Consider the following 23,201-nt stretch of genomic DNA (forward strand, 5'->3'; position numbering starts at 1 on the left):
TGGATGCTGAAACAAGTTCAGCATGACGGCTTTTGGTGTTGGCTTCAGCTTCGCTGAATCGGTTCGGTGCCAGCCCGCTCCCCCCACCCCGCATAATGTTCTGGGAGGTGGGGTGGGGGGAGCAGGCTGGTGCCGCTTCCAGCGTTCAATATTTGAAGCGGAAGGTGGCGCCGAAGGTGCGGGGCGCGCCGAGGAAAGCGTCGAGCACGCCGGTGGCGTTGGTCGGCACGTTCTGGAAGCCCGAATCGAACGCGATCTGCTTGTAATGCGTATCGAGCAGGTTCTGCGACCAGACCTCTATGCCCCAGCGATCGTTCTGCGGGCCGAAGCCGATCCGTCCGTTCATGATGACATAGCCCTTCTGCACCTTGCCGGGATCGAGATCCGAGCCGGTGTTGTAGCTCGACGAATATTTGCCGCCGAGATTGAAGCGGATCTTGTAATCGGCGCCGATATCATGGCTGTAGGTGCCCGATAGCGAGGCCGAATAGAGCGGCGCGAGCGACATGCGCGAATGCTTGCCGCCCTGGAACCCCGTCTTGAGCTCGAGCGCGGCGAGCTGGGCATCGGTGAGATGATAACGAGTATCGGCGATGGTGAGACCGCCCTGGAAGCTCAGGTTGTTGCTCGCGAACCAGACGAAATCGGTGTCGATGCCCTTGCTGATGACTTGCGGAATCGAATCGACGACGAACACCAGGCCGTTGAAGGTGTTAAGCTGGAAGCCCTTGTATTTCTGATAGAACAACGTGGCATTGAGCAGCAGCTTGCGATCGAGCAGCGTCGCCTTCTCGCCGATCTCGAAGGCGTCGTTGGTCTCGTCCGGGAAATAGGTGTCGCGGATCGGGGTGAGCGCTTCGGTGCTGCCCGGCTCGCAACCGGGCTGGCCGATCGTGCACTGGACGCGATCGAGATTGAAGCCGCCCGCCTTGTAGCCGCGCGCATAGGACGCATAGATCAGGAAATCGCGATTGAAGCGATACGACAGCTTGGCGGTGCCCGAGAGATTATGCTCGGTCTCGTGCTGCTGGTTGTGGAAGCCGTTGAAGCCGGGGCTGAGGAACGGCAGGCACATCGTGTTGTTGACCGCGGCGAGCTCCTCCGCCGCCTCGGGATTGACGCCGTTCAAGATCGCGAAAGCGGCGTTGGCGGCGGCGCAGCCCTGGCCGTTGCCGATATTATAGTCGAAATTATCGAGGTTCTTCTTGTCGATGGTGTAGCGCAACCCGGCATTGAGCTCGAGATGATCGCCGAAGTGGAAGGTCTCGTCGGTGAACAGCGCATAGGTGTCGTCGGTCTGGCGATACTGGTCGCGCGAGCCGTCACCCGCATTGTACTGGACGCCGCCGACATAGGGGAAAGTGAGCCCGGTCTGCAGGAAATTGGGATCGGGCGTGCCTTCGACCAGCGATGAAAAGAGCAGGCTGAGATACGGCGTGAACTGGCTGCCGACGCGGACGCTGGTGTTCTGGTTCAGGCGCTCGTTCGAATAGAAACCGCCGATCAGATAATCGAGGAATTTCGACGAGCCGGCGTAGCGGACTTCCTGGCTGAACGTCTTGAACTCGGTGGAGTTCGACTTGTCGGGCGGCAGGTAATCGATATCGGCGGTGGAGAAATCGGCATCGAAACCGGCAGTGGTCTTCCAGTCGCGATAGGCGGTGATCGAGGTAAGCGTGCCGGGCCCGACATCCCAATCGAACTGGGTGGAGATGCCGGCATCCTTGATGCGCTGGCCATCGGGGCGGTTCGCATAGGCCTGGCGGCGATAGGGGTGAGCGGCATCGCCATCGTTGCCGCCCAGCGCGGCGACGAGGTTGTTGGCGAAATTGCCCTCGCTGTTGCGAACGATGACGGCCATGCAGCATTGTTCGTCACGGCGCGAATAATCGCCGATCACGCGCATCGAGACATCGTCGGTCTTGAGCAATAACTGGCCGCGCAACGTGTAGAAATTGCGATTATTGTCCTTTTTCGAGGTGCGCGGGCCGGGGCCGGTGTCGACATCGAAATAGCCATCGCGCTGGCGATCGGCGAAATAGATGCTGCCGGCGAGCGTATCGCCGATCAGCGGGCCGGTGGCATAGACGTCACCGCCATAGGCGCCGTAATTGCCGATCTCGAAAGAGGCATTGCCGTGATAATCGAATTGCGGCGCCTGGGTCATGATGTTGATCACGCCCGCGGTCGCCGACTTGCCGAACAGAGTGCCCTGCGGGCCCTTGAGCACCTCGATCCGATCGAGATTGCCGAGATCGCCGAAGCCTACGCCGTTGCGCGACCGATAGACCCCATCGACGACGACGCCGACCGAGGATTCGAGGCCGGGATTGTCGCCCACCGTGCCGATGCCGCGGATGCGCGCCGTGGTCGAGGCTTCCGAGGTGGTGGAGGTGACGAGCAGGCCCGGCGCGAGCGTGGCGAGATCCTTGATGTCCTTGACGCCGCTGTCCTGCAGCAATTGCTGGTTCACCGTGGTGACGACGATCGGCACGTCCTGCAGATTCTGGCTGCGCTTCTGCGCGGTGACGATGATCTCGTCGACATTCTGCGGCGCCTGGCTCGCGGCCGGTGCGGCCGGCGCGGGCGTGGGTGTGGTCTGGGCGAGGGCGGGCGCGGCTGACGAGGCGGCAATGATCGCGGCCGACGAAACGACGAGACGCAGGCGTACTGACGATTTCATGAATGTCCTCTCCGTTTGCACTTCTGTTTTCGCCGGCATCGTTAACGCGCCAGTCGAAAATTCGAAAACAGGGTGTGTTAAAAATCGGCTGAGGTAAAGCCCTGACGGCGCAATTTGATCAGTCGGTCGGTAAATGTTGCGCTTTGGCCACGATCGCCCGGACGAGATCGAGATCGGCGGGCTTGTCGACGTCGATCGCGGCATGGCCGTCGTGCGCGGCGACGATCGCGGCGCGGATGCCGGCGGTGCGGCCGAGATGGGCGACCGCGTCGGCCAGCGTCAGGCGACGCAGCAGGTAGCGCAGCAGAAGGCCGGGGCCGAGGCGGCGGACGATGCGCCACGGGCGCTTGCGATCGGCCTCGACCGCGCGCCACAGCTCGATCGCGGCAGCAGCGCGCGGCGTGGCGAGCAGGAACAGGTTGCAGCCCGACCAATCGCCATCGGCAAAGCGCAGATAGGTGCGCCGCGTGCCCGGCGCGGCCGTCTCGATCAAGTCGCGGCGGGCGAGCAGCGCGGCGACGTCGGCGCCGGCAGGAGCATCGCGCAGGAACTGGCTGATCCACGCGGGCTCGAGCAGGGCGTGATCGGCGGTAGTGACGACGAGCGGCGCGCCGAGCGCGGCGAGACCGGCGGCGGTGCTGCGGCTGGGTCCAGGCTCGGCGGCGAGCGGCTCGGTGCCGAGCGCGGCGGCGTGATCGGCAACGGCGGGCGAGGAAGCGGAAACCGCGATCCGAGCGGCGCCGGCGGCACGCAGCGCGGCGACGACGCGGGCGAGCATCGTTTCCCCGTCGATCTCGATCAGCGCCTTGTCGCTGACGCCGGCGTAGAAGGCGAGCGGATCGGCGCCGCCGCGCGAGCCGGCGAGGACGAGGGCGTTGAAGCTCATTTGCCGCGCCAGACCTGCCACAGCACGCCGGGCGCGGCGAGGATCGGGTGACGCTCGCGCCATGGCGTCAGCGCGAAATGGCGGCCGGTGTGGCGCTCGATCTTCCACAGCGCATAAGCGGCGGCGCCATCGAAGGTGAAGGCGGCCTTGGCGAGGCGGGCGAGGTTGAGCGGCTTGCCGGCGCGGCGGCGCGCGCGCCAGCGGGCGCGCAGGCGGCGGCGCTCGGCGGGCTCGATCGCCGGGCGCAGATCCGCGCCGTGCCGCGTGACCTCGATGCCCGCAGCCTGCCAGGCGAGCGGGAGCAGGTGCTCGAAATGATCGGGGGCGTTGTCGATGATCTGGGTCTCGCGGCCGGGGCGCTCGACGCGCAATTCGGTGCGGTAGGTGGCGGCGAACAGCGCCTGCCAGTAAGCGCGCGGCGGGCCGGCCTCGGGGCCGAGCGCGGCGGCGAAGCGCGCGGCGGTGATCGCGGCGGCGGCGATGGCATCGCGAACCGCGTCGCGCGCGGCATCACTGGCGCACCAGGCGAGGATCGCGGGCTGGACGAAGCGGGTCCAGATCGTCGTGTCGAGAAAGGCGCCGCGCGCCGCCTGCGCGAAGGTATCGAGCGGCATGGTGGCGACCTTGGCGCGGATCGTGCGGCCGCCGATCGGCATCTCGTGATAGCTGACGTCGGGCCACAGCCAGCGATTGGCGAGGCGGCGCACGCCGCGGTGACCAGGCGAAGCGGTGAGAACGTAGAAATCGAGCACGCCGTCCAGATCGCCGGTGCGCAGGACCGAGCCGTAGAACAGCACCGCGCTGCCGCCGAACTGGTCGGCGAGGCGGCGGGCCGCTTCGGCGATTTCGGCGGGGACGGGGCGATCGAGCGCGGCCGCGACGACCTTGCCCAGATCGCTCACGGGACGGCGAAGTCGATCGGCGCGCCGGTGGCGACGATCAGCTCGCCGCCGGGATAATGTTCACCGTCGAGGATGAATTCGGCATCGAGCGACAGGCGGAAGGCGCCCGGATCGGCGTGGTGGTAGCCGGCCCGCGCCAGCCGCTCGCTCTGCGACCCGGCAAGCAGCGCGGGGACGTGCAGCGCCAGCGCCTTAGGCGGTGCATCGACCGCGAGAACCTTGAGGCCGGGGCGCACGGGGCCGAGCGGCTTCAGGCCGAGCGGCAGGTTTTCCAGCGTGGCGCCGAGCAGGATGTAGAAATCACGATCGACCGAGCGTCCGTCTTCGGTGCGGATGGCCATGCGTTGGCCGGCGCGCCACGCGTTCGACTTGCGGCCGAACGCGGTCTGGCCGAGCGCGAGGGTTAGCGACAGGCCGACGGCCAAGCCCTTGAAGGCGCCGGCGCGATGCGTGCGCTGCGCGAGCTTGGTCGCCTGAACGAACGCCCCGGCGCCGAACAGGAAACCGCGCAACGGAACGGCGTCGCTGCCTTCATGGGCGATCTCGATCGGCGCGCGGCGCGCGAAGCGGCCGGCGCGCGCGGCAGCGACGGCATCCTCGACCGTCCAGCTGGCGGGAATGCCGAGATCGATCGCCAGCGCGTTGGTCTTGCCCGAGGGTACGACCGCGAGCGAGGGCAGCCGATCGCCGAAAAAGGCGGGCGCGGCGGTGATGACGTCACGCACGGTGCCGTCTCCGCCGTCGATGACCAGCAGATCGATGTTCGCCGCGGCAAGGCGGGCGAGGGCGCCAGCAAGATCGGCGCGCCGGCGCGGGGTTTCGACGAAGCGGGCGACCTCCGCCGATACGCCGGTGATGCCGTCACGCTTGTTGCGGTGGCTGCGCGCATTGGAGATCACGCCGATGCGATCGGACGAGAACCAGCTCGCGCGGCCGGGATGTTCGACGCGCACGGGCATATCGGCGCGCGCCAACAGCCCGTCATGCAGCATACGCGGCGAACCGAGCGCGGCCGTATCGGCGGCAATGGCGGTTGGTCTCGTCAAAACTGGCTCATCCGTAATCGTTGCGCGGGCGAAGCGGCATATCCCCTCGATGTGGCGGTTCAGGCCGTTTTCGCAAGACCCGCGCGCCCGGACGAACCGATCGCGCGGTGTTCAGGCGAGCCAGCTCTCCACCACGCCGCCGCTTTTACGCAGCAAAAAGGCCTGAATGAGGCGAACGAGATGAAAGACGAGCGAAATCACCGTCCATATCGCCACCGTGATGATGCCGAAATCGGGCCGGGCGACGAGCATCGCGGCGAACAGGATGACCATGTTCGGATTGCGCCGCGCGGTGATCAGCCGGAAATCGCTGTCGGCCTTGCGCCAGACGTGGATGTGCATGCCGAACGCGCGCATGAAGATGCCCTCGATCACGCGCTGGGCGACATAGCCGAACAGGATCACCGCCATGACGCCAATGAAGGTGGTGTGATCGAGAGGACGGCCATAGGCCGCACAGCCGACCGCCCAGGCCCACCACCAGAACGGCGGGTGGACGAGATCGATGCCATGATCCCAGAGGTTGCCGATCGGTGACGAGGTGATGGTGCAGCGCGCCAGCTTGCCGTCGACGGTATCGAGCACCATGAAAACGAGGCCGGTCGCCATCCCCGCCCAGAACCAGCCGTACCAGAACAGGATGGTGGCGACGACGCACAGGATCGTGCCGATCGCGGTGACGCCGTTGGGCGACAGGCCGATCCGCGCGGCGAGGCGGGTCAAATGGAACGCCCAGCTCGGCCAGAGATATTTGGTGAGAAGATCGGTGACGCCCTTGTAGGCGCCGGCATAGCTGGCGCGCTCGATCGCAGGGACGGTGGCGGGGGTGAGCGGCTGGACGAAGGGGCGTTCGCGCTTGCGCAGCGCGAGATTGTAGATGCCTTCGGGCGCGGCTGCGTCGATCACCGCGAGGCCGGTATCGGGCGGCAGCGCCGCGCCGGTCTGCATCGCGGCCGCGACCGCCTCGCGCGCGGGGCCGGCATCGACATGGGCGAGGACGGGACGGCCGTCCGCGACCAGCACGGTGCCGGGCAGCCCGGCAAGATGGGCGCTCCACGCCGGATCGAACACGAAGGCGAGGTTGGCGAGCAACTGACGCGGCGCGGCGGCGTTATCGAAGGACAGGCGCTGTTGCGCCGCGATCCGCCGCACGCGCTCGCGATTGGGCATGCCCCAGATGGGAACGGGATTGTCACCGATCGGGACGAGGCTCGGCGAAGGCATGTCGGGGAACGCGTTCGGCATCCGCGGGCGCCTAGCCAATCGCCTGATGATTGAGAAGAGGATTTGCCGCTATAGCCGGCGGATAGGGCGCAGCGAGGAGAGAAAGCGATGAACGAGACGATCCGGAAGTTCGGCCATCCGGCGACGCTGATCCGCGATTATGCGCATTGGGTGGTGCTATTGCGCCCGGCACAGGTGACGCTGGGATCGCTGGTGCTCGCGGCGAAATCCGACGCGACCGATTTCGCCGCCTTGCCGGCGCCGGCATTCGCCGAGATGCGCGAGGTGGTGAGTGATATCGAGCGCGCGCTGGCGCGCGCGATCGAGTATCAGAAGATCAATTATCTGATGCTGATGATGGTCGATCCTCATGTGCATTTTCATGTGATCCCGCGCTACGAGGGGAGCCGTTCGGGCGCCGCCCTGACGCTTGCCGACAAGGGCTGGCCGGGACCGCCCGACTTGGCGACCGCGGCGAAGATCGACAGCAGCGAGATCGCCGCGCTGGCGACGTGGCTGAAGGGTTATTGGCCGCGGGCATGACGGCGCTAGGCACCTGAATCTAAAGTTCGCGTCATACGTACCGTCATGCTGAACTTGTTTCAGCATCCATGGTGCAACACCAACGGCTCGCTTGGCGGTGATGGAGCACCATGGACCCTGAAACGAGTTCAGGGTGACGGTTCGATCTTGATGCAGCGAAGGTCGATTCCACCACGCTAGTTCGCGTAGCGGCCGGCGGCGACCCATCTGGCGGTGAGCGCGCGGGCGGCGTCGAGATCGGCTGAGAAATCGACCTCCGCCCAGTCGAGCCCCTCGATCGAGACGGTGCCGATATCATGGTCCGCCGCGAGCAGGTCGATCGCGCGGAGATACCAGCGCTGGACGCCTTCGGGCGTGCGCATCATCGCCTCGACCTGGTTGCGGAAGATCGCCGGGCCGTCGCCGGTGAAGGCGAGCATGCCGATCGATTCGGCATTCGATTGTTCGGGCGGCATGCGCTTGCCGATCGCGAGCAGCCGGCCGTTCTCGCGATGGACCTTCATGTCATCCTCGTCATAAGCGGGCTTGACGTCGATCGTGACGTTGATCGGGCGCGTGGCGCCGGCAATCAGCCGCGCGACGATCTCGTCCGAGACGATCGTGTCGCCGTTCAGGATGATGAAGTCCCGATCCATCGCCGCGCGAGCGATCCAGCAGCTGCCGAGATTGTCGGCGACCTTGTAGAAGGGGTTGAACAAGGTTTCGACGCGGATGCCGTCGATCGCGGCGAGATGCGCCTCGACCTTTTCGGTGTGGAAGCCGGTAACGACCGCGATGTCGGTGATGCCGTTGGCGCGCAATGCCTCGATCTGCCACTCGATCAGCGTGCGGCCGTTGAACTCGATCATGCACTTGGGGCTGTCCGCCGTGAGCGGCAAAAGGCGCGACCCCTGGCCGGCGCTGAGGATGATGGCTTTGCTGATCGTCATGGGAACCTGTTTGTTGAGCGCCTCTCGGCGAAGCCGGTGCCGAATCCGGAAAACCACCGCGCTTTAACCCGGTAAGCGGGCGAGGCAAACCCGCACCCGGTTCAGCCGCGCGGCAGCTCGGCCTTAGGGAAGCCCTGCCACACCTGATCGTAATCCTCGTCTAGCGCACTCGTTTTGAGCGCGTAATCGGTCGGCGAGAAGATCCAGCGGCTCTCGACCATGAAGGCCATGGTGTCCTCGATCTTGTGTGGCTTGAGCGCGGCTTCGCTGGCGCCCTTCCAGCTCGCGACATCGGGGCCGTGGCCGGACATCTGGTTGTGCAAGGAAAGCGCGCCGGGGCGGAAGCCCTCCGCCTTGGCGTCATAGGCGCCGGTGATGAGACCCATGCACTCGCTCATCACATTGCGGTGGAACCAGGGCGGGCGGAAGGTATCCTCGGCGACCAGCCAGCGTGGCGGGAAGATGACGAAATCGACGTTCGCCGTGCCGGGCACGTCGCTGGGCGAGGTGAGGACAGTGAAGATCGAGGGATCGGGATGGTCGTAGCTGATGCTGCCGATCGTGTTGAAGCGGAACAGGTCGTATTTGCAGGGCGCGAGATTGCCGTGCCAGGCAACGACATCGAGCGGCGAACGGCCGAGATTGGTGGTCCATAGCGAGCCGCGGAATTTCTGAACGAGCTCGAAATCGCCCTCGACGTCTTCGAACCATGCAGTCGGGGTTTCGAAGTCGCGCGGATTGGCGAGGCCATTGGCGCCGATCGGGCCGAGATCGGGGAGGCGGAAGGGTGCCCCGTGGTTCTCGGCGACATAGCCGCGTGCCTTGCCGTCGGGCAGCGTGACGCGGAAGCGGACGCCGCGCGGGATCAGGGCGATCTCGCCGGGCTGGAGGTCGATGCGGCCCATTTCGGTGAAGAGGGTGAGGCGGCCCTGCTCGGGGATGACGACCAGCTCGCCATCGCCGCTGACGAAGGCGCGGCGTGCCATGTCGCGGGTCGCGCGATAGATGTGGACAGCGACGCCGGCCTGCGTCGTCGGCCCGTCGCCGGCGACCACCATCGTCGTCAGGCTGTCGATCCAGTCGGCCTCGCCGTCGATGTCGAGCGGGCCCCAGCGCAGGCGGTTGGGGGCGAAGGGCTGCTTGACGACGCCGGGCGCGAACAGCGGCGCGCCCTGGTAGCGGGTGAAGGCGGGGTGCGCTGCCGAGGGGCGCAGGCGGTAGAGCCACGAGCGGCGGTTCTCGCTGCGCGGCGCGGTGAAGGCGGTGCCGGAGAGTTGCTCGGCATAGAGGCCGAACGCGGGCTTCTGCGGCGAATTGCGGCCCTGAGGCAGCGCGCCGGGGATCGCTTCGGACGCGAAATGATTGGCGAAGCCGGTCATGTAGGAAGTCGTCATGCCATCCCTTCCTCCTCCCCCTCGACGGGAGAGGATAGCGGAGCTTGCGAGCATTGCTCGCTAGCGTAGCTTGGTGAAGGTGGGGGCCACATGCACGACCGTTTCGCCCTCGAGGCTCCACCCTCACCAACTGCGACTAGGCAGCGAGCTGCCAAGTCTTCGTATCCTCTCCCGTCGAGGGAGAGGAAGGCCATCAGGCCTCGGTCTTTTCCTTCGCGGGCACGACGCCGCGGCGGATCTGGTCGAGCTCGATCGATTCGAACAGCGCCTTGAAATTGCCCTCGCCGAAGCCGTCATTGCCCTTGCGCTGGATGATCTCGAAGAAGATCGGGCCGACCATATTCTCGGTGAAGATCTGCAGCAGCAGGCCGCCGCCGGTCTCGGGCGCGCCGTCGATCAGGATGTCGCGCTTGCGCATTTCCTGGACGTCGTGATTGTGGCCGGGCAGACGCTTGTCGACCAGCTCGTAATAGGTTTCGGGCGTGGTCTGGAAGCGGATGCCGTTGGCGCGCAGCGCGTCGACGGTGGCGAAGATGTCATCGGTGGCGAGCGCGAGGTGCTGAATGCCTTCGCCCTTATAGTCCTTGATGAATTCCTCGATCTGCGAATGCTCGTCCTGGCTTTCGTTCAGCGGGATGCGGATCTTGTCGTCGGGCGCGGTCATCGCCTTGGAGAACAGGCCGGTCGATTGGCCTTCGATGTCGAAATAGCGAATCTCTCGGAAATTGAAGATCTTCTCGTAATATTCGGCCCAATAGTTCATCCGGCCGCGCTGCAGATTGTGGGTCAGGTGATCGAGCGTGTGGAGGCCGGTGGAGCGATCGTTCGCGCTCTTGCCGGTGGGCGTGAAATCCGTGCCGTAAATATCTGATTTCTTGTCGACGAGATAGAGATTGGCGCCACCGATCCCCTCGATGGCAGGGATGTCGAGCTCGCCGGGGCCATGCTCGCCCTTGACCGCGACGGCCCCGCGCTCGACCGCCATCGCGAGCGCCTTCTCGCCATCGGCGACGCGGAACGCCATCGCATTGGCGGAGGGGCCGTGAGCATCGCGGAAGCCGGCGACCTGGCCGGCCTTTTCCATGTTCAACAGGAAATTGATGTCGCCCTGCGCATAGCGGCGGACGTTCTTCGACTTGTGCGTGCCGACATGGGTGAAGCCCATCTTCTCGAACAAATCGGCGAGTGCCTGCGGGTCGGGACCGGTGAATTCGACGAACTCGAAGCCGTCGAGGCCCATCGGGTTTTCGCGTTGATCGGCGGTCATGGCATGGCTCTCCGTAAAACTGGTATCTGTTGATACTATATCAGCCGAAGCGGCGCAGTTCAAATAGTTCGAACGCATCGCCTGGCGGAACTTTCCCCGGCATTTTGGCAAGCGCGCGCGACTGGTCTATGCGCGACCGTGACTCGACCACCAACAGGGAGACCCGCCTTGCGGACACGCGCGCGGCTTGCCGGACTGACCGCTCTTTCCACCGTCGCTCTCGCCATCGGCGCTTCGGCGCAGCAGACGCCGCCGGCGTCGCCGCCGATCTCCGCCAAGGCGCTCGATCAGGCGAGCGCCCAGCCCGAGAGCGGCGACTGGCGCAATGCGCAGCCGGTGATGGCGCCGCACGCGATGGTGGTGGCGGCGCAGCATCTGGCGACCGATGTCGGCGTGCGCATCCTGCAGGAGGGCGGCAATGCCGTCGATGCCGCGGTCGCGGTCGGCTATGCCGAGGCGGTGACGCATCCGTGTTGCGGCAATATCGGCGGCGGCGGGTTCATGGTCGTCCACCTCGCATCGGGCAAGAACCTGTTCCTCGATTTCCGCGAGAAAGCGCCGCTGAAGGCGACCGCGACGATATTTCAGGACGAGGACGGCAACGTCGTGCCGGGCCGATCGACCGGAACCTGGCTCGGCGTCGGCGTGCCGGGGACGGTGATGGGGCTGAACGAGGCGCTGGCCAAATACGGCACGATGCCGCTCAAGAAGGTGATCGCGCCGGCGATCGCGCTGGCCGAGAAGGGCTATGTGCTGGCGCCGGGCGACGTCAAGATCATGGACAATCGCGTCAAGGATTTCGCGCAGGAGCCCAATGTCGCGCCGATCTTCCTCAATCACGGCCAGCCGTGGAAAGCGGGTGACCGGCTGGTGCAGACCAACCTCGCCAAGACGCTGAAGCGGATTGCCAGCAAGGGGACCAAGGCGTTCTACAGCGGACCGATCGCCGAGAAGATGGTGCAGGCGAGCCAGGCCGGCGGCGGGCTGTTCACGATGAAGGATTTCGCCGATTACACGGTGAACTGGGATACGCCGGTGACCTGCACCTATCGCGGCTACCAGATCATCGCCGCGCCGCCGCCGAGCTCTGGCGGGACAACGGTGTGCGAGATCCTGAAAACCGTCGAGGGCTATCCGCTGGGCCAATATGGCTTCGGGTCGGTGGAAGCGACGCATTATGTCGTCGAGGCGGAGCGGCGCGCGTTCGCCGATCGCAACACCGATCTCGGCGACCCGGCATTCGTCCACAATCCGGTCGCCCGGCTGATCTCGCCCGAACATGCCGCCAAGCTGCGCGCGTCGATCCTGCCGGACAAGGCGACGCCGTCGAGCGAGATCAAGGGCGGGGTGAGCGCCACCGAAGGGATCGACACGACGCATTTCTCGGTGGTCGACGCGCAGGGCAATGCCGTCGCGGTGACCTATACGCTCAACTATCTGTTCGGCGTCGGCAAGATGGCCGGCGACACCGGCTTCTTCCTCAACAACGAGATGGACGACTTCACCTCGAAGCCGGGCGTGCCCAATGGCTTCGGGTTGGTGCAGGGCGCCGCCAACGCGGTGGCGCCGGGCAAGCGGCCGTTGTCGTCTATGTCGCCGACGATCGTGCTGCGCCCCGACGGCAAGGTGCTGATGGTGACCGGGAGCCCTGGCGGCTCGACGATCATCACCACCGTGGCGCAGACGATCATGAACGTGATCGATTACGGCATGAACGTGCAGCAGGCGATCGACGCGCCGCGCTTCCACCACCAATGGCTGCCCGACACCGTGCTGGTCGAGCCCGGCTATCTGACGCCGGACACGCAGGCGAAACTGGAGGCAATGGGCTATTCGTTCCACCCGATCGCGGCGATCGGCGCGGACGAGGCGATCGTCGTCGATCCCAAGACGGGGATGCTGCACGGCGCCAACGACCGCCGCCGGCCGGCGGGCGAAGCCAAGGGGTATTGAGCGAGACTTTAGGTAACGGCGACCTTTTCTACCTCGTCACGCCCAGCTGGTTCCGGCATCACCGGGCGTGAACCACAGGAAGAGGGGAGGGACCATGGCCGACACGCTGAAGCTCGACGATTTCCTGCCGTATCGGCTGTCGATCGCCTCCAACCGCGTGTCGGGGGCGATCGCGACGGCATATCATGCGCTGTTCGGGCTGCGTATTCCGGAGTGGCGGCTGGTCGCGGTGCTCGCCGAGGGCGGCGAGATGACGCAGCGCGCGATCGGCCACGTCACGCAGATGGACAAGGTGACGGTGAGCCGCGCGGCGATCGTGCTGGTCGAGCGCGGGCTGGCGGCGCGCAGCCCCAATGAGGACGATCAGCGATCGCACCACCTGTCGCTGACCAAGGCGGGGCGGCGGCTCTACGACGAGGTGGCGCCGATGGCACTGGCGATCGATCACCAGATTTTCGAGGGGTTCTCGCGTGATGAGCTGGCGACCTTGCGCGCGATGCTCGAGCGGCTGGAAAAGGCCGCGACGGCGCTGGAAGTCGATCAGGGTTGAAGCGAGCGGCCGTTTTGCCGTAAACGCGCGGCCAAGCCCTCCCCAGGCCGAACGACGCATGACCGTTTGAGGAGGACCTATGATCGATCGCGCCGGCCTGACCATTGCCGACCCGCTTGCCCGCTTCGTCGAGGATAACGTGCTGCCGCCGCTCGGCATCGCGGCGGATGGCTTCTGGGCGGGCGTGGCCGACATCTTTGCGCGGTTGGCGCCGGAGAACCGGGCGCTGCTCGCCAAGCGGGATGCGATCCAGGCGCAGATCGACGATTGGTACGACGCCCACCCCGGCGAGGACATGCCCGATGCCTTCCTGCGCGAGATCGGCTATCTGGTCGATGCGCCGCCGTCGTTCGCGATCGGCACCCGCAACGTCGATGACGAGATTGCCCGGATGGCGGGGCCGCAGCTCGTAGTGCCGGTGCTCAATGCGCGGTTCGTGCTCAATGCCGCCAATGCGCGCTGGGGCAGCCTGTACGATGCGCTGTACGGCACCGATGTGCTGCCCGGAACGGCCCGGCCCGGCGGTTACGATGCCGAGCGCGGCGCGCAGGTGATCGCGCGGGCCAAGGCGTTCCTCGACGAGGCGGTGCCGCTGGCCGACGGACGTTGGGCGGATTGGCGCGGCGGCGAACCTGCGCTCCGCGATCCCGGGCAGTTGGTCGGGCGGCGCGGCGAGTCGCTGCTGTTCCGACACAATGGGCTGCACATCGAACTGGTGATCGACCACAATTCGGCGATCGGACGTGACGATCCGGCGGGGATTGCCGACGTGCTGATCGAGGCGGCGCTGACGACGATCGTCGATCTGGAGGATTCGGTCGCGGCGGTCGATGCCGAGGACAAGGTGGCGGCGTATCGCAACTGGCTGGGGCTGATGCGCGGCGATCTGGAAGAGACGTTCGACAAGGGCGGGCGCGTGATGACGCGGCGGCTGGCTGCGGACCGGACCTATGACGTGGCCGATGGCGGAACGCTGACGCTGCCCGGCCGATCGCTGCTGTTCGTGCGCAACGTCGGGCATCTGATGACGACGCCGGCGGTGGCGCTGGCGGACGGATCGGCAGCGCCCGAAGGCATTTTAGACGCGATCATGACCAGCCTGATCGGGCTTTACGACCTGCGCAGGCTCGGCCGCTATCGCAACAGTCGGGCTGGATCGATCCATATCGTCAAGCCGAAGATGCACGGGCCGGAGGAATGCGGCTTTACCGACCGATTGTTCGATGCGGTGGAGGATCTGCTGGGGCTCGACCGGCACACGATCAAGGTCGGCGTGATGGACGAGGAACGGCGAACCTCGGCCAATCTCGCGGCGTGCATCCACGCGGTGAAGGACCGGATCGTGTTCATCAACACCGGCTTCCTCGATCGTACCGGCGACGAGATCCACACCGCGATGCGCGGCGGGGCGGTGGTGCCCAAGGGGGAGATGAAGGCCGCGGCGTGGATCAAGGCCTATGAGGATCGCAACGTCCGCATCGGGCTTGCCTGCGGGCTCTCCGGCAAGGCGCAGATCGGCAAGGGGATGTGGGCGGCGCCCGATCGCATGGCCGACATGCTGGAGCAGAAGATCGCACATCCGCTGTCGGGCGCGAACACCGCCTGGGTGCCATCGCCGACCGCGGCGACGCTGCACACGCTGCATTACCATCAGGTCGACGTGTTCGCGCGGCAACGCGAGATTGCCGGCGAGGCGGCGCCGGGGCTCGAGGCGCTGCTAACGGTGCCGTTCGCGCGCGGCCGCAACTGGACGCGAGACGAGGTGGCGCGCGAGCTCGACAACAATGCGCAGGGCATCCTGGGCTATGTCGTGCGGTGGATCGATCAGGGCGTTGGGTGCTCGAAGGTGCCCGATATCGACGATGTCGGGCTGATGGAGGACCGCGCGACGCTGCGCATATCGTCTCAGCATATCGCCAACTGGCTGCTGCACGGGGTGGCGACGCCGGACGAGGTTGACGCGGCATTCGCGCGGATGGCGGCGAAGGTCGATGCGCAGAATGCCGGTGATCCCGCGTATCGGCCGATGGCGGACGATCCCGAGGGCCTGGCGTTCCAGGCGGCGCGGGCGCTGGTGTTCGAGGGCGTCGACCAGCCCAACGGCTATACCGAGCCGCTGCTACATCGCTATCGTGCGCTGGCCAAGGCGCGGAGCTGAGGGCCAGGACCCGAACCTGCCCGCACCCTAATATTTATCGCGGCGCGGCTTGTTCTGGCGATGGCTGGGCAGCGTATCGGCCATCGTCGCGCCGCGTTCGCCGCGCGGGCGGGGGGCGCCGGTCGTCGTGTCGATGCCGGTCTGGCGCTCCGCCTCGGCGTTGATCTCGGCGCCGATCAGCACGGCATAGGCCGACACCCACAGCCACATCATCAGCACGACGACCGCGCCGAGCGACCCATAGGTCGCGTTGTAATTGGCGAAATTGGCGACATAGACGCCGAACAGCACGGTCGCGAGCAGCCACAGGATCGTCGCCGCGATCGATCCGATTGTCAGCCATTGCCAGCGGGCATCGGCGCGATCGGGGCCGTAGCGATAGATGAAGCCGAACGCCCAACTGGCGATGCCGGCGGCGACGATCCAGGTCAGCGCCTGGATGATGACGACGCCGGCCTTGCCGAGCACGGTAACGGCGTTGCCGAGATAGCCGAGCACGATCGCCGCGAACAGGCCGATCACCCCGGCGGCGACCGTGACCATGGTAAGCCGCGCGGACAGCCAATAGACCGCGACGATCGAGCGGCCATCCTCCTCTTCGTAAATGACGCTCAATGCCTGGATGATCGCACCCGAGGCGCGCATCGCGCCGTAGATCGAGAAGATCAGGGCAACGAAGAAACCGAGCCCGGCCTTCGACGCCGCCGTCTGCGCGACGTTGGTGAGCTGATCCTGGATCAACTGCGCGGCATCGGGCGGCACGAGATCGATGATCGTGCGCATGTGATCGGCAACCGTGGCGGGATTGGCGACGAGGCCGTAGAGCATCACCACCGCGCCGAGCAGCGGGACGAACGACAGGAACGCGTAGAAAGCGACGCCCGCGGCCATCAACGAAAGGTTGTGATAGCCATCCATCACATAGATGCGCTTTAAGATAGCCTTCCATGCCGGCCAGGGGTGATGCCAGGGCGCGAGCGACTCGATGCCGGGGATGGCTAAAGGCTCGACTTCGGTTGTGGTTTGCGTCATTGACCTCGGGCTCGCTCGGTGGATGTCCAGTCAACCAACGGGCGGCTGACCGGGTTCACGCGCGCATGGAATCCGGGCGTTTCGAAGCGATTGGGAGCAAAAGAGCGGCCCGATCGTTTCGTGTGGAACGAGGGGTTTGCTGCGTTCGCGGCCAGGCCTGGGAGGAGACCAAGCGGGCGTGCGAGCGTTGACCGCATTTCGATGGGCGATTGTAACCGGTACCATGCTGGTGCCTGCGGCCGCGTTTGCCCAGACGATCGATACCCATACGACGCCACCACCGGTGCCGTCGGAGGGCGGCGATCAGGCTCAGGCCGACCAGCAGGCGATGCCGGCCCAGCCGGCCGATCCCAAGGGCGATCAACCGGTCATCCCGGACAGTCAGTTCGATGCCGCGCTGCCGCCCATCACCGACGATATCGAGGCGCCGCTGGAGCCGATCCAGCAGAACGGCCCGCTGCTGCCAGTTTCGCCGCTGCCCACCGCAACCGGCCAGGCGAACAGCGAGCAGCCGTCGGTCGATGTCGAGCAGCAGGACCAGTCGATCGTCCAGGAACAGCAAGCGGCATCGGGCGAGCTGCAACAGCCGCTGCAGCCGCTATCGACCTTCGATACGGTGCCGCTGCAGACGGTCGCCGACCAGGAGAATGCGGAGAAGACGCCGCAGGTGAATTACGACGTGGTGGTCAACGGGCTCAACGCGATCGGGCTCGACGACCAGTTCCACGATCTTTCGGCGCTCTATGACGGCAAGGGCAAGGCCGAGAACGGCACGATGGTCGAGGCGCGCGCCAAGCAGGACGAGGGCCTGGCGGTGCGGCTGATGCGCTCGATCGGCTATTACGACGCGACCGCGCTGTCGACGATCGAGCGCGAGCCCAACCAGCCGGGGCGGGTTCGCGTGATCGTGTCGGCGACGCCAGGGCAGCTGTACCGGCTAGGCACGATCGCGATCGATGCGCAGCCGACGGTGCCCGACGACCTGATCCGCAACGCGCTGACGCTCCATACCGGCGAGCCGATCAAGGCGGCGAAGGTTGAAGGCGCCGAGGCGAACGTCAGCCTGGTGCTGCCGCAGCAGGGCTATCCGTTCGCCAAGCTGGGCACGCGCGATATCGTGCTCGACGACGAAACCTATACCGGCGACTATACGCTGCCGGTCGATACCGGGCCGCGCTCAAGCTTCGGGGCGTTCCGGCTGCGCGGCAAGAATCCGGTGTTCAGCGAAAAGCACATCGCATTGCTGGCGCGGTTCAAGCCGGGCGACTTGTACGACGTGCGCGAGGTCGACGACCTGAGGAAGGCGCTGGTCGCGACCGGATTGTTCTCGACCGCCTCGGTGCGGCCGGTGAAGACCGGCGAGCCGGGGCCGGACGGGACCGAGATCGCCGACCTTCAGGTGCGCCAGGTGGCCGGGCCGCCGCGGACGCTGGCGGCGACGGCGGGCTATTCGACCGGCGAAGGGTTCAAACTGGAAGGATCGTGGACCCATCGGAACCTGTTCCCGCCCGAGGGCGCGTTGATCCTGACCGGCACCGCCGGCAGCCAGGAACAGGGCGCGAGCGCGACCTTCCGGCGATCCAATGCCGGGCGGCGCGACAAGACCTTCTCGCTCGGCCTCGCGCTCGATCACAACAATTACGACGCCTATGACGCGTTCACCAGCACGCTATCGGTGCGCTGGGCCTATGATTCGACGCCGCTGTGGCAGAAGAAACTGACCTACGCCTATGGCGCCGAGCTGGTCGGCACCAACGAGAGCGTCTACGATTTCGACAAAGGCGAGCGGGTGCGGCGTACCTATGGCATCCTGGCACTGCCCGGGCAGGTGCTGTTCGATCGCTCGGACGATTTGCTCAATCCGACCAGGGGCTATCGGCTCAAGCTCAACCTCAGCCCCGAAACCTCGGTGCAGGGCGCGGTGCATCCCTATGCGCGGACGATGGTGGAGGCGACCGGCTATTATCCGGTGATGGACAATCTGGTGCTGGCCGGGCGGGCGCGGGCCGGCTCGATCCTCGGCATCGACCGCAACGCGCTGGCGCCGTCGCGGCGCTATTACGGCGGCGGCGGCGGATCGGTGCGCGGCTATGGTTATCAGCGGCTCGGGCCGTTCGATCCGAACGGCGATCCGATCGGCGGGCGATCGTTGAACGAATTTTCGATCGAGGCGCGCTATCGCTTCGGCAATTACGGGATCGTGCCGTTCCTCGATGGCGGCAACGCCTATGAAAGCAGCATGCCGCAATTCGATCACCTGCATTTCGGCGCCGGCATCGGCGGGCGGCTCTACACCAATTTCGGTCCGCTGCGGATCGACGTCGCGACGCCGCTCAACCCGCGCAAGGGCGACGGGCGGATCGCGCTCTACATCTCGATCGGACAGGCCTTCTGATGGTCGAGAACCCGGTGCCGACGCCGCCCGAGGAGCGCGACGAGGAGGTTACCGTCGTCGAACGACGGCCGCCGTGGCAACGTATCCTGAAATGGATCGGGATCGCGATCGTCGCGCTGATCGCGCTGGTCGGGCTGATCCTGCTGGGCCTCAACACCGGGCCGGGGCGGCGGTTCGTCGCCAATCGCATTGCCGGTTATACGATGGCATCCGGCCTCAATATCTCGGTGGGGCGGATCGATGGCTCGATCTACGGCGCGATGGTGCTGAAGGACGTGCGGGTGAGGGACACCAAGGGCGTGTTCCTGATGTCGCCGGAGATCGATGTCGACTGGCGGCCGTTCAAGTTCATCAACAACCATATCGACGTGCGCTCGGCGACGAGCCGGCTGATCGTGATGACGCGCAACCCGGCGCTGAAGGCGACGCCAAGCCAGCCCAACCAGCCGATCCTGCCCAATATCGACATCGACGTGAACCGACTGGCGGTCGACCGGCTGGTGCTCGAGCCGCCGGTATCGGGCGCGAAGCGCGTCGTGCGGTTGAACGGCGCTGCGCATATCGCCGACCGCCGGGCGCAGATCACCGCCAATGCGGCGGCGCTGAGCGGCGCTGGTGTGGTCGGCGGCGACCGGCTGGCGTTCAAGCTCGACGCGGTGCCGGACGACAACAAGCTCGATATCGATGCACAATTGCGATCGCCGGCGGACGGGATCGTCGCGGGGCTGAGCGGGGTGAAGAAGCCGATTACCGTATCGATCGGCGGCACTGGCGACTGGAAGGCGTGGAACGGCAAGGCAGTGGCGACGCTGGGCGGCCAATCGCTTGCCGACCTGACGCTGGCGGCGCGTGACGGCACGTTCAAAGTGCGTGGCAATGCGCATCCCGGCTTGTACATGGCCGGCGCGGTTGCGCGGCTGACGGCGCCGCGGCTCGACATCGCGCTCGATACGACGCTCAACCAAAGGCAGGCGAACAGCCGGCTGACGCTGCGATCGAGCGCGTTGGCGGTCGATGCCAGCGGGTTGCTCGACCTCGGCAACAGCCGGTTCGGCAATTTCCAGGTCGACGCGCGGCTGCTGACGCCGGGCGCAGTGGCGCCGAAAATGACCGCGAAGGACGCCGCGGCGCATCTGACGCTCGACGGCGCCTTCGCCACGCCCAGCGTCGGCTATGTGATCCGGGCGGCCTCGATCGGGATCGACACGATTGCGGTCGAAGGGCTCTACGCGACCGGTCAGGCGAAGGTGAATGCGAACCGCATCCTGATCCCAGTCAACGCGCGCGCGGCGCGGGTGACGGGATTGAACGCCGCGGCCGGCGGGCTGCTCGACAATGTGACGATCAACGGCGACCTAGCGATCGACGGCAGCACGATCCTGTCGGACAATCTCCACCTCAAATCGAACAAGATCGACGCGACCGCGATCATCGCCGCGAACATGGCGACCGGGCGCTACACCGGCGCGCTGAAGGGGCGGGTCAACGACTACCGCGTGGACAGCATCGGCGTGATCAATGTCGTGACCGACGCCAATCTGGTTCCCGGCGCCAATGGCGGCTGGGGGATCAAGGGGCATGTCGTCGCGCGCACCTCGCAGATCTTCAATTCGGGCGCGCGCAGCTTCCTCGGCGGCAACGCAACGGTCTCGACCGACCTCGCCTATGACACGAACGGGGTCATCAGCTTCTCCAACCTGCGGCTCAACGCCCCGCAATTCCGGGTGACATCGGGGAGCGGGCGATATGATGCCGACGGCCGCCTGCTGGTCAACGCCGATGCCTTCTCGACCAAATACGGGCCGCTGACGGCGCGGGTGACGGGAAGTGCCACCAATCCCGACGTGCTGTTACGCGCGCCGCGGCCGGGGCTCGGCGTCGGGCTCGCCAATCTCGAAGCGCATGTGCGCGGCGCGAACGGCGCCTATGCCGCGATCGCCACGGGCGATACCGATTACGGGCCGTTCAGCGCCGATGTGACGCTGCGGCCGGGCAAGGCGCTGACGGTGGACGTCGACAAGCTTCTGTTCGCCGGAGTCGATTTCCATGGCCGCGTGCAGCAGACCGCGGCGGGGCCGTTCGCGGGCGATCTTGCCTTTGCCGGATCGGGGCTGAGCGGCAACGTCAAGCTCGGCGCGCAGGATGGCGTGCAGCGGGCGGACATCGCGGCGCATGGCTATAACGCGAAGATTCCCGGGCAGGTCGATTTCACCATCGGCCGCGCGCTCGTCAACGCGACCGTGGTGATGTACCCGAACGCACCGGCGGTCACCGGTGACGTGCAGGTCGCCGATCTGCATTACGGGCCGACCGCGATCGCCAAGGCGCGCGCCAAGATCGATTATCACGGTGGCAAGGGGACTGCGCAGCTCGTCGCCAATGGATCGAACGGGGTGCCGTTCAACATCTCGGCCAACGGCCAACTGGCGCCGCATGCCTGGCTGGTCGCGCTGGAGGGCAATGCGGCCGGCGTCAATTTTCGCACCGCCAACCCGGCGCGCGTGGTGAAGGCCGAGGGCAGCTATCAGTTGGCGCCGACGCGGATCGAATTCGATCGCGGCACGCTGCGCGTCGCGGGCAAATATGGCGACGGGCTGACGGTGCAGGCGCGGCTCGACCGGCTCGACCTGGTGATCGTCAACGCCTTTGTATCGGGGCTGGATATAGGCGGCGTCGCGACCGGCAGCATGGATTTCTCGATGCCCAAGGGCGGCGGCACGCCCAACGCTCAGGCGCTGATCACGATTAACGACTTCACGCGATCGAGCATCTCGACCGTTTCGAGCCCGGTCGACATCACGCTGAAAGGCGCGCTGCAATCGAACGGCGCCGACGTGCGCGCGCTGGTGAAGCGCGGCGATACCGCGATCGGCCGCCTGGTGGCGACGATGCAGCCGCTCGGCGGTGGCGAAAGCTGGACGACGAGGCTGGCCAATGCCCCGCTGAATGGCGGCATCCGCTACAACGGGCCGGCGGCGGTGCTGTTCTCGCTGTCGGGGCTGGCCAACCAGCAACTGACCGGGCCGATCGCGGTTGCCGCCGATTTCTCGGGACAATTGAATGCGCCGCGAGTCAACGGCCTGATCCGCGCCGACAATCTGACCTATGAGAACGAGACCTATGGCACGCGGCTGACCAGTATGGCGGTGCAGGGGCGGTTCAACAACGACCGGTTCGAGCTGACCAGCCTGAGCGCCAAGGCGGGCGACGGGTCGCTCAAGGCGCAGGGGTCGGTCGGGCTGGCGGCCGCGAGCGGCTTCCCGATCGACGTGACGGCGACCTTTGACAATGCCCGGCTGGCGCGCGGTGACTCGCTGGCCGCGACGACCACCGGCACGCTGAAGATTCATCACGACAAATCGGGCGGGCAGATCACCGGCGATCTTTCGATCCCCGAGGCACGCTACCAGATCGTCCGGCAGGGATCGGCCGATGTGCCCGAGCTGGACGGCATACGGCGCAAGGGGCAGCCGCTTGAGAGCGAGCAGCAAAAAGCCGAGGCGGCGCCGATCGGCCTGTTCCGTCTCAACATCCGCATCCATGCCGACAACGAGCTGTTCGTTTCGGGCATGGGCCTCGATTCGGAATGGAAAGCCGACCTGCGTGTCCGCGGCACCACCGCGGCGCCGCGGGTGACGGGCGAAGCCGACGTGGTGCGCGGCACCTACTCGTTTGCCGGCAAACGGTTCGACATCGATCACGGCATCGTCCATTTCGAAGGCGGCGCGCTGACCGATCCGACGCTCGACATCTCGGCCTCGACCAGCGTCAATGATATCGATGCGGTGATCAACATCACCGGCACCGCGCAGAAACCGCAGATCGAGTTCACCTCGACCCCGGCCCTGCCGCAGGACGAGGTGTTGAGCCGGCTGCTGTTCGGCGACAGCCCGGAGAATCTGTCGGCGATCCAGGCGATCCAGCTCGCCGCGGCGCTCAATTCGCTGCGCGGATCGGGCGGGGGATTAAACCCGCTCGGCAAGCTGCGCTCGGCGACGGGGATCGACCGGCTGGAGATCCTGGGCGCCGATCAGGCGACCGGGCGCGAGACTGCGGTTTCGGCGGGCAAATATATCACCAACAACATCTACGTCTCGATCATCACCGACGCGCGCGGCTTCACCGCGACGCAGCTGGAGGTGTCGCTGACCAAGGCGCTGAGCGCGCTTTCCGAAGCGGGGTCGTTCGGCGGATCGAGCGTCAGCCTGCGCTATAAGAAGAACTATTGATCCGTTTGCG

At 66.2% G+C, this 23,201-nt stretch carries 15 protein-coding genes; 6 read left to right on the forward strand and 9 right to left on the reverse strand.

The features are described from left to right. Window positions 1–145: 145 nt before the first annotated feature. From K7G81_RS05585 to K7G81_RS05605, 5 genes are all read right to left on the reverse strand, one after another. A complete protein-coding gene (locus K7G81_RS05585; protein WP_223029757.1) occupies window positions 146–2,683 on the reverse strand; it encodes a TonB-dependent receptor in 2,538 nt (845 codons plus the stop codon). A gap of 118 nt (window positions 2,684–2,801) precedes the next feature. Next, on the reverse strand, window positions 2,802–3,569 hold the full coding sequence (locus K7G81_RS05590; RefSeq protein WP_223029758.1) for an NTP transferase domain-containing protein: 768 nt from the start codon (window positions 3,567–3,569) through the stop codon (window positions 2,802–2,804). After that, complete coding sequence (locus K7G81_RS05595) at window positions 3,566–4,471, reverse strand: hypothetical protein (RefSeq protein ID WP_223029759.1); 906 nt, start codon at window positions 4,469–4,471, stop codon at window positions 3,566–3,568. The genes K7G81_RS05590 and K7G81_RS05595 overlap by 4 nt, the downstream gene beginning before the upstream one ends. Next, entirely contained in the window at window positions 4,468–5,517 is a 1,050-nt protein-coding gene (locus K7G81_RS05600) for a diacylglycerol kinase family protein (RefSeq protein ID WP_223029760.1), read from the reverse strand. Before K7G81_RS05600 ends, K7G81_RS05595 begins: the two co-directional genes overlap by 4 nt. Window positions 5,518–5,628: 111 nt before the next feature. After that, window positions 5,629–6,762 (reverse strand): CDP-alcohol phosphatidyltransferase family protein, encoded by a 1,134-nt coding sequence (locus K7G81_RS05605; RefSeq protein WP_223029761.1) that lies wholly within the window; start codon window positions 6,760–6,762, stop codon window positions 5,629–5,631. 87 nt (window positions 6,763–6,849) lie between these two features. Between K7G81_RS05605 and K7G81_RS05610 the strand changes: the two genes are divergently transcribed. Next, on the forward strand, window positions 6,850–7,284 hold the full coding sequence (locus K7G81_RS05610) for an HIT family protein (protein WP_223029762.1): 435 nt from the start codon (window positions 6,850–6,852) through the stop codon (window positions 7,282–7,284). A gap of 176 nt (window positions 7,285–7,460) precedes the next feature. On the opposite strand, the gene K7G81_RS05615 is transcribed toward K7G81_RS05610, so the two are convergent. The 3 genes from K7G81_RS05615 to hppD form a co-directional block, all read right to left on the reverse strand. Further along, window positions 7,461–8,213 (reverse strand): phosphocholine cytidylyltransferase family protein, encoded by a 753-nt coding sequence (locus K7G81_RS05615; protein WP_223029763.1) that lies wholly within the window; start codon window positions 8,211–8,213, stop codon window positions 7,461–7,463. Window positions 8,214–8,314: 101 nt separating this feature from the next. Continuing rightward, complete coding sequence (gene hmgA / locus K7G81_RS05620) at window positions 8,315–9,607, reverse strand: homogentisate 1,2-dioxygenase (protein WP_223029764.1); 1,293 nt, start codon at window positions 9,605–9,607, stop codon at window positions 8,315–8,317. A gap of 193 nt (window positions 9,608–9,800) precedes the next feature. Further along, window positions 9,801–10,874: a 4-hydroxyphenylpyruvate dioxygenase gene (hppD, locus tag K7G81_RS05625; protein WP_223029765.1), complete on the reverse strand. Its 1,074-nt coding sequence runs from the start codon at window positions 10,872–10,874 to the stop codon at window positions 9,801–9,803. A 168-nt stretch (window positions 10,875–11,042) separates the two neighbouring features. Between hppD and ggt the strand changes: the two genes are divergently transcribed. The 3 genes from ggt to K7G81_RS05640 all read left to right on the forward strand — a co-directional run bounded on the left by ggt (window position 11,043) and on the right by K7G81_RS05640 (window position 15,535). Next, window positions 11,043–12,827, forward strand: a complete 1,785-nt coding sequence (gene ggt / locus K7G81_RS05630; RefSeq protein WP_223029766.1) for a gamma-glutamyltransferase — start codon at window positions 11,043–11,045, stop codon at window positions 12,825–12,827. 94 nt (window positions 12,828–12,921) lie between these two features. Beyond that, a complete protein-coding gene (locus K7G81_RS05635; RefSeq protein WP_223029767.1) occupies window positions 12,922–13,377 on the forward strand; it encodes a MarR family winged helix-turn-helix transcriptional regulator in 456 nt (151 codons plus the stop codon). Between the two features lie 79 nt (window positions 13,378–13,456). Continuing rightward, window positions 13,457–15,535 (forward strand): malate synthase G, encoded by a 2,079-nt coding sequence (locus tag K7G81_RS05640; RefSeq protein WP_223029768.1) that lies wholly within the window; start codon window positions 13,457–13,459, stop codon window positions 15,533–15,535. 27 nt (window positions 15,536–15,562) lie between these two features. Here K7G81_RS05640 and K7G81_RS05645 read toward each other — a convergent pair whose 3' ends face one another. Further along, entirely contained in the window at window positions 15,563–16,567 is a 1,005-nt protein-coding gene (locus K7G81_RS05645; RefSeq protein ID WP_223029769.1) for a YihY/virulence factor BrkB family protein, read from the reverse strand. A gap of 223 nt (window positions 16,568–16,790) precedes the next feature. Between K7G81_RS05645 and K7G81_RS05650 the strand changes: the two genes are divergently transcribed. Further along, a complete protein-coding gene (locus K7G81_RS05650) occupies window positions 16,791–18,962 on the forward strand; it encodes an autotransporter assembly complex protein TamA (RefSeq protein WP_439649525.1) in 2,172 nt (723 codons plus the stop codon). Next, entirely contained in the window at window positions 18,962–23,191 is a 4,230-nt protein-coding gene (locus K7G81_RS05655; protein WP_223029770.1) for a translocation/assembly module TamB domain-containing protein, read from the forward strand. Before K7G81_RS05650 ends, K7G81_RS05655 begins: the two co-directional genes overlap by 1 nt. Window positions 23,192–23,201: the final 10 nt, after the last annotated feature.

Origin of the sequence: Hephaestia mangrovi (genome assembly GCF_019880555.1) — a bacterium.
Classification (GTDB): Bacteria; Pseudomonadota; Alphaproteobacteria; order Sphingomonadales; family Sphingomonadaceae; genus Sphingomonas; species Sphingomonas mangrovi.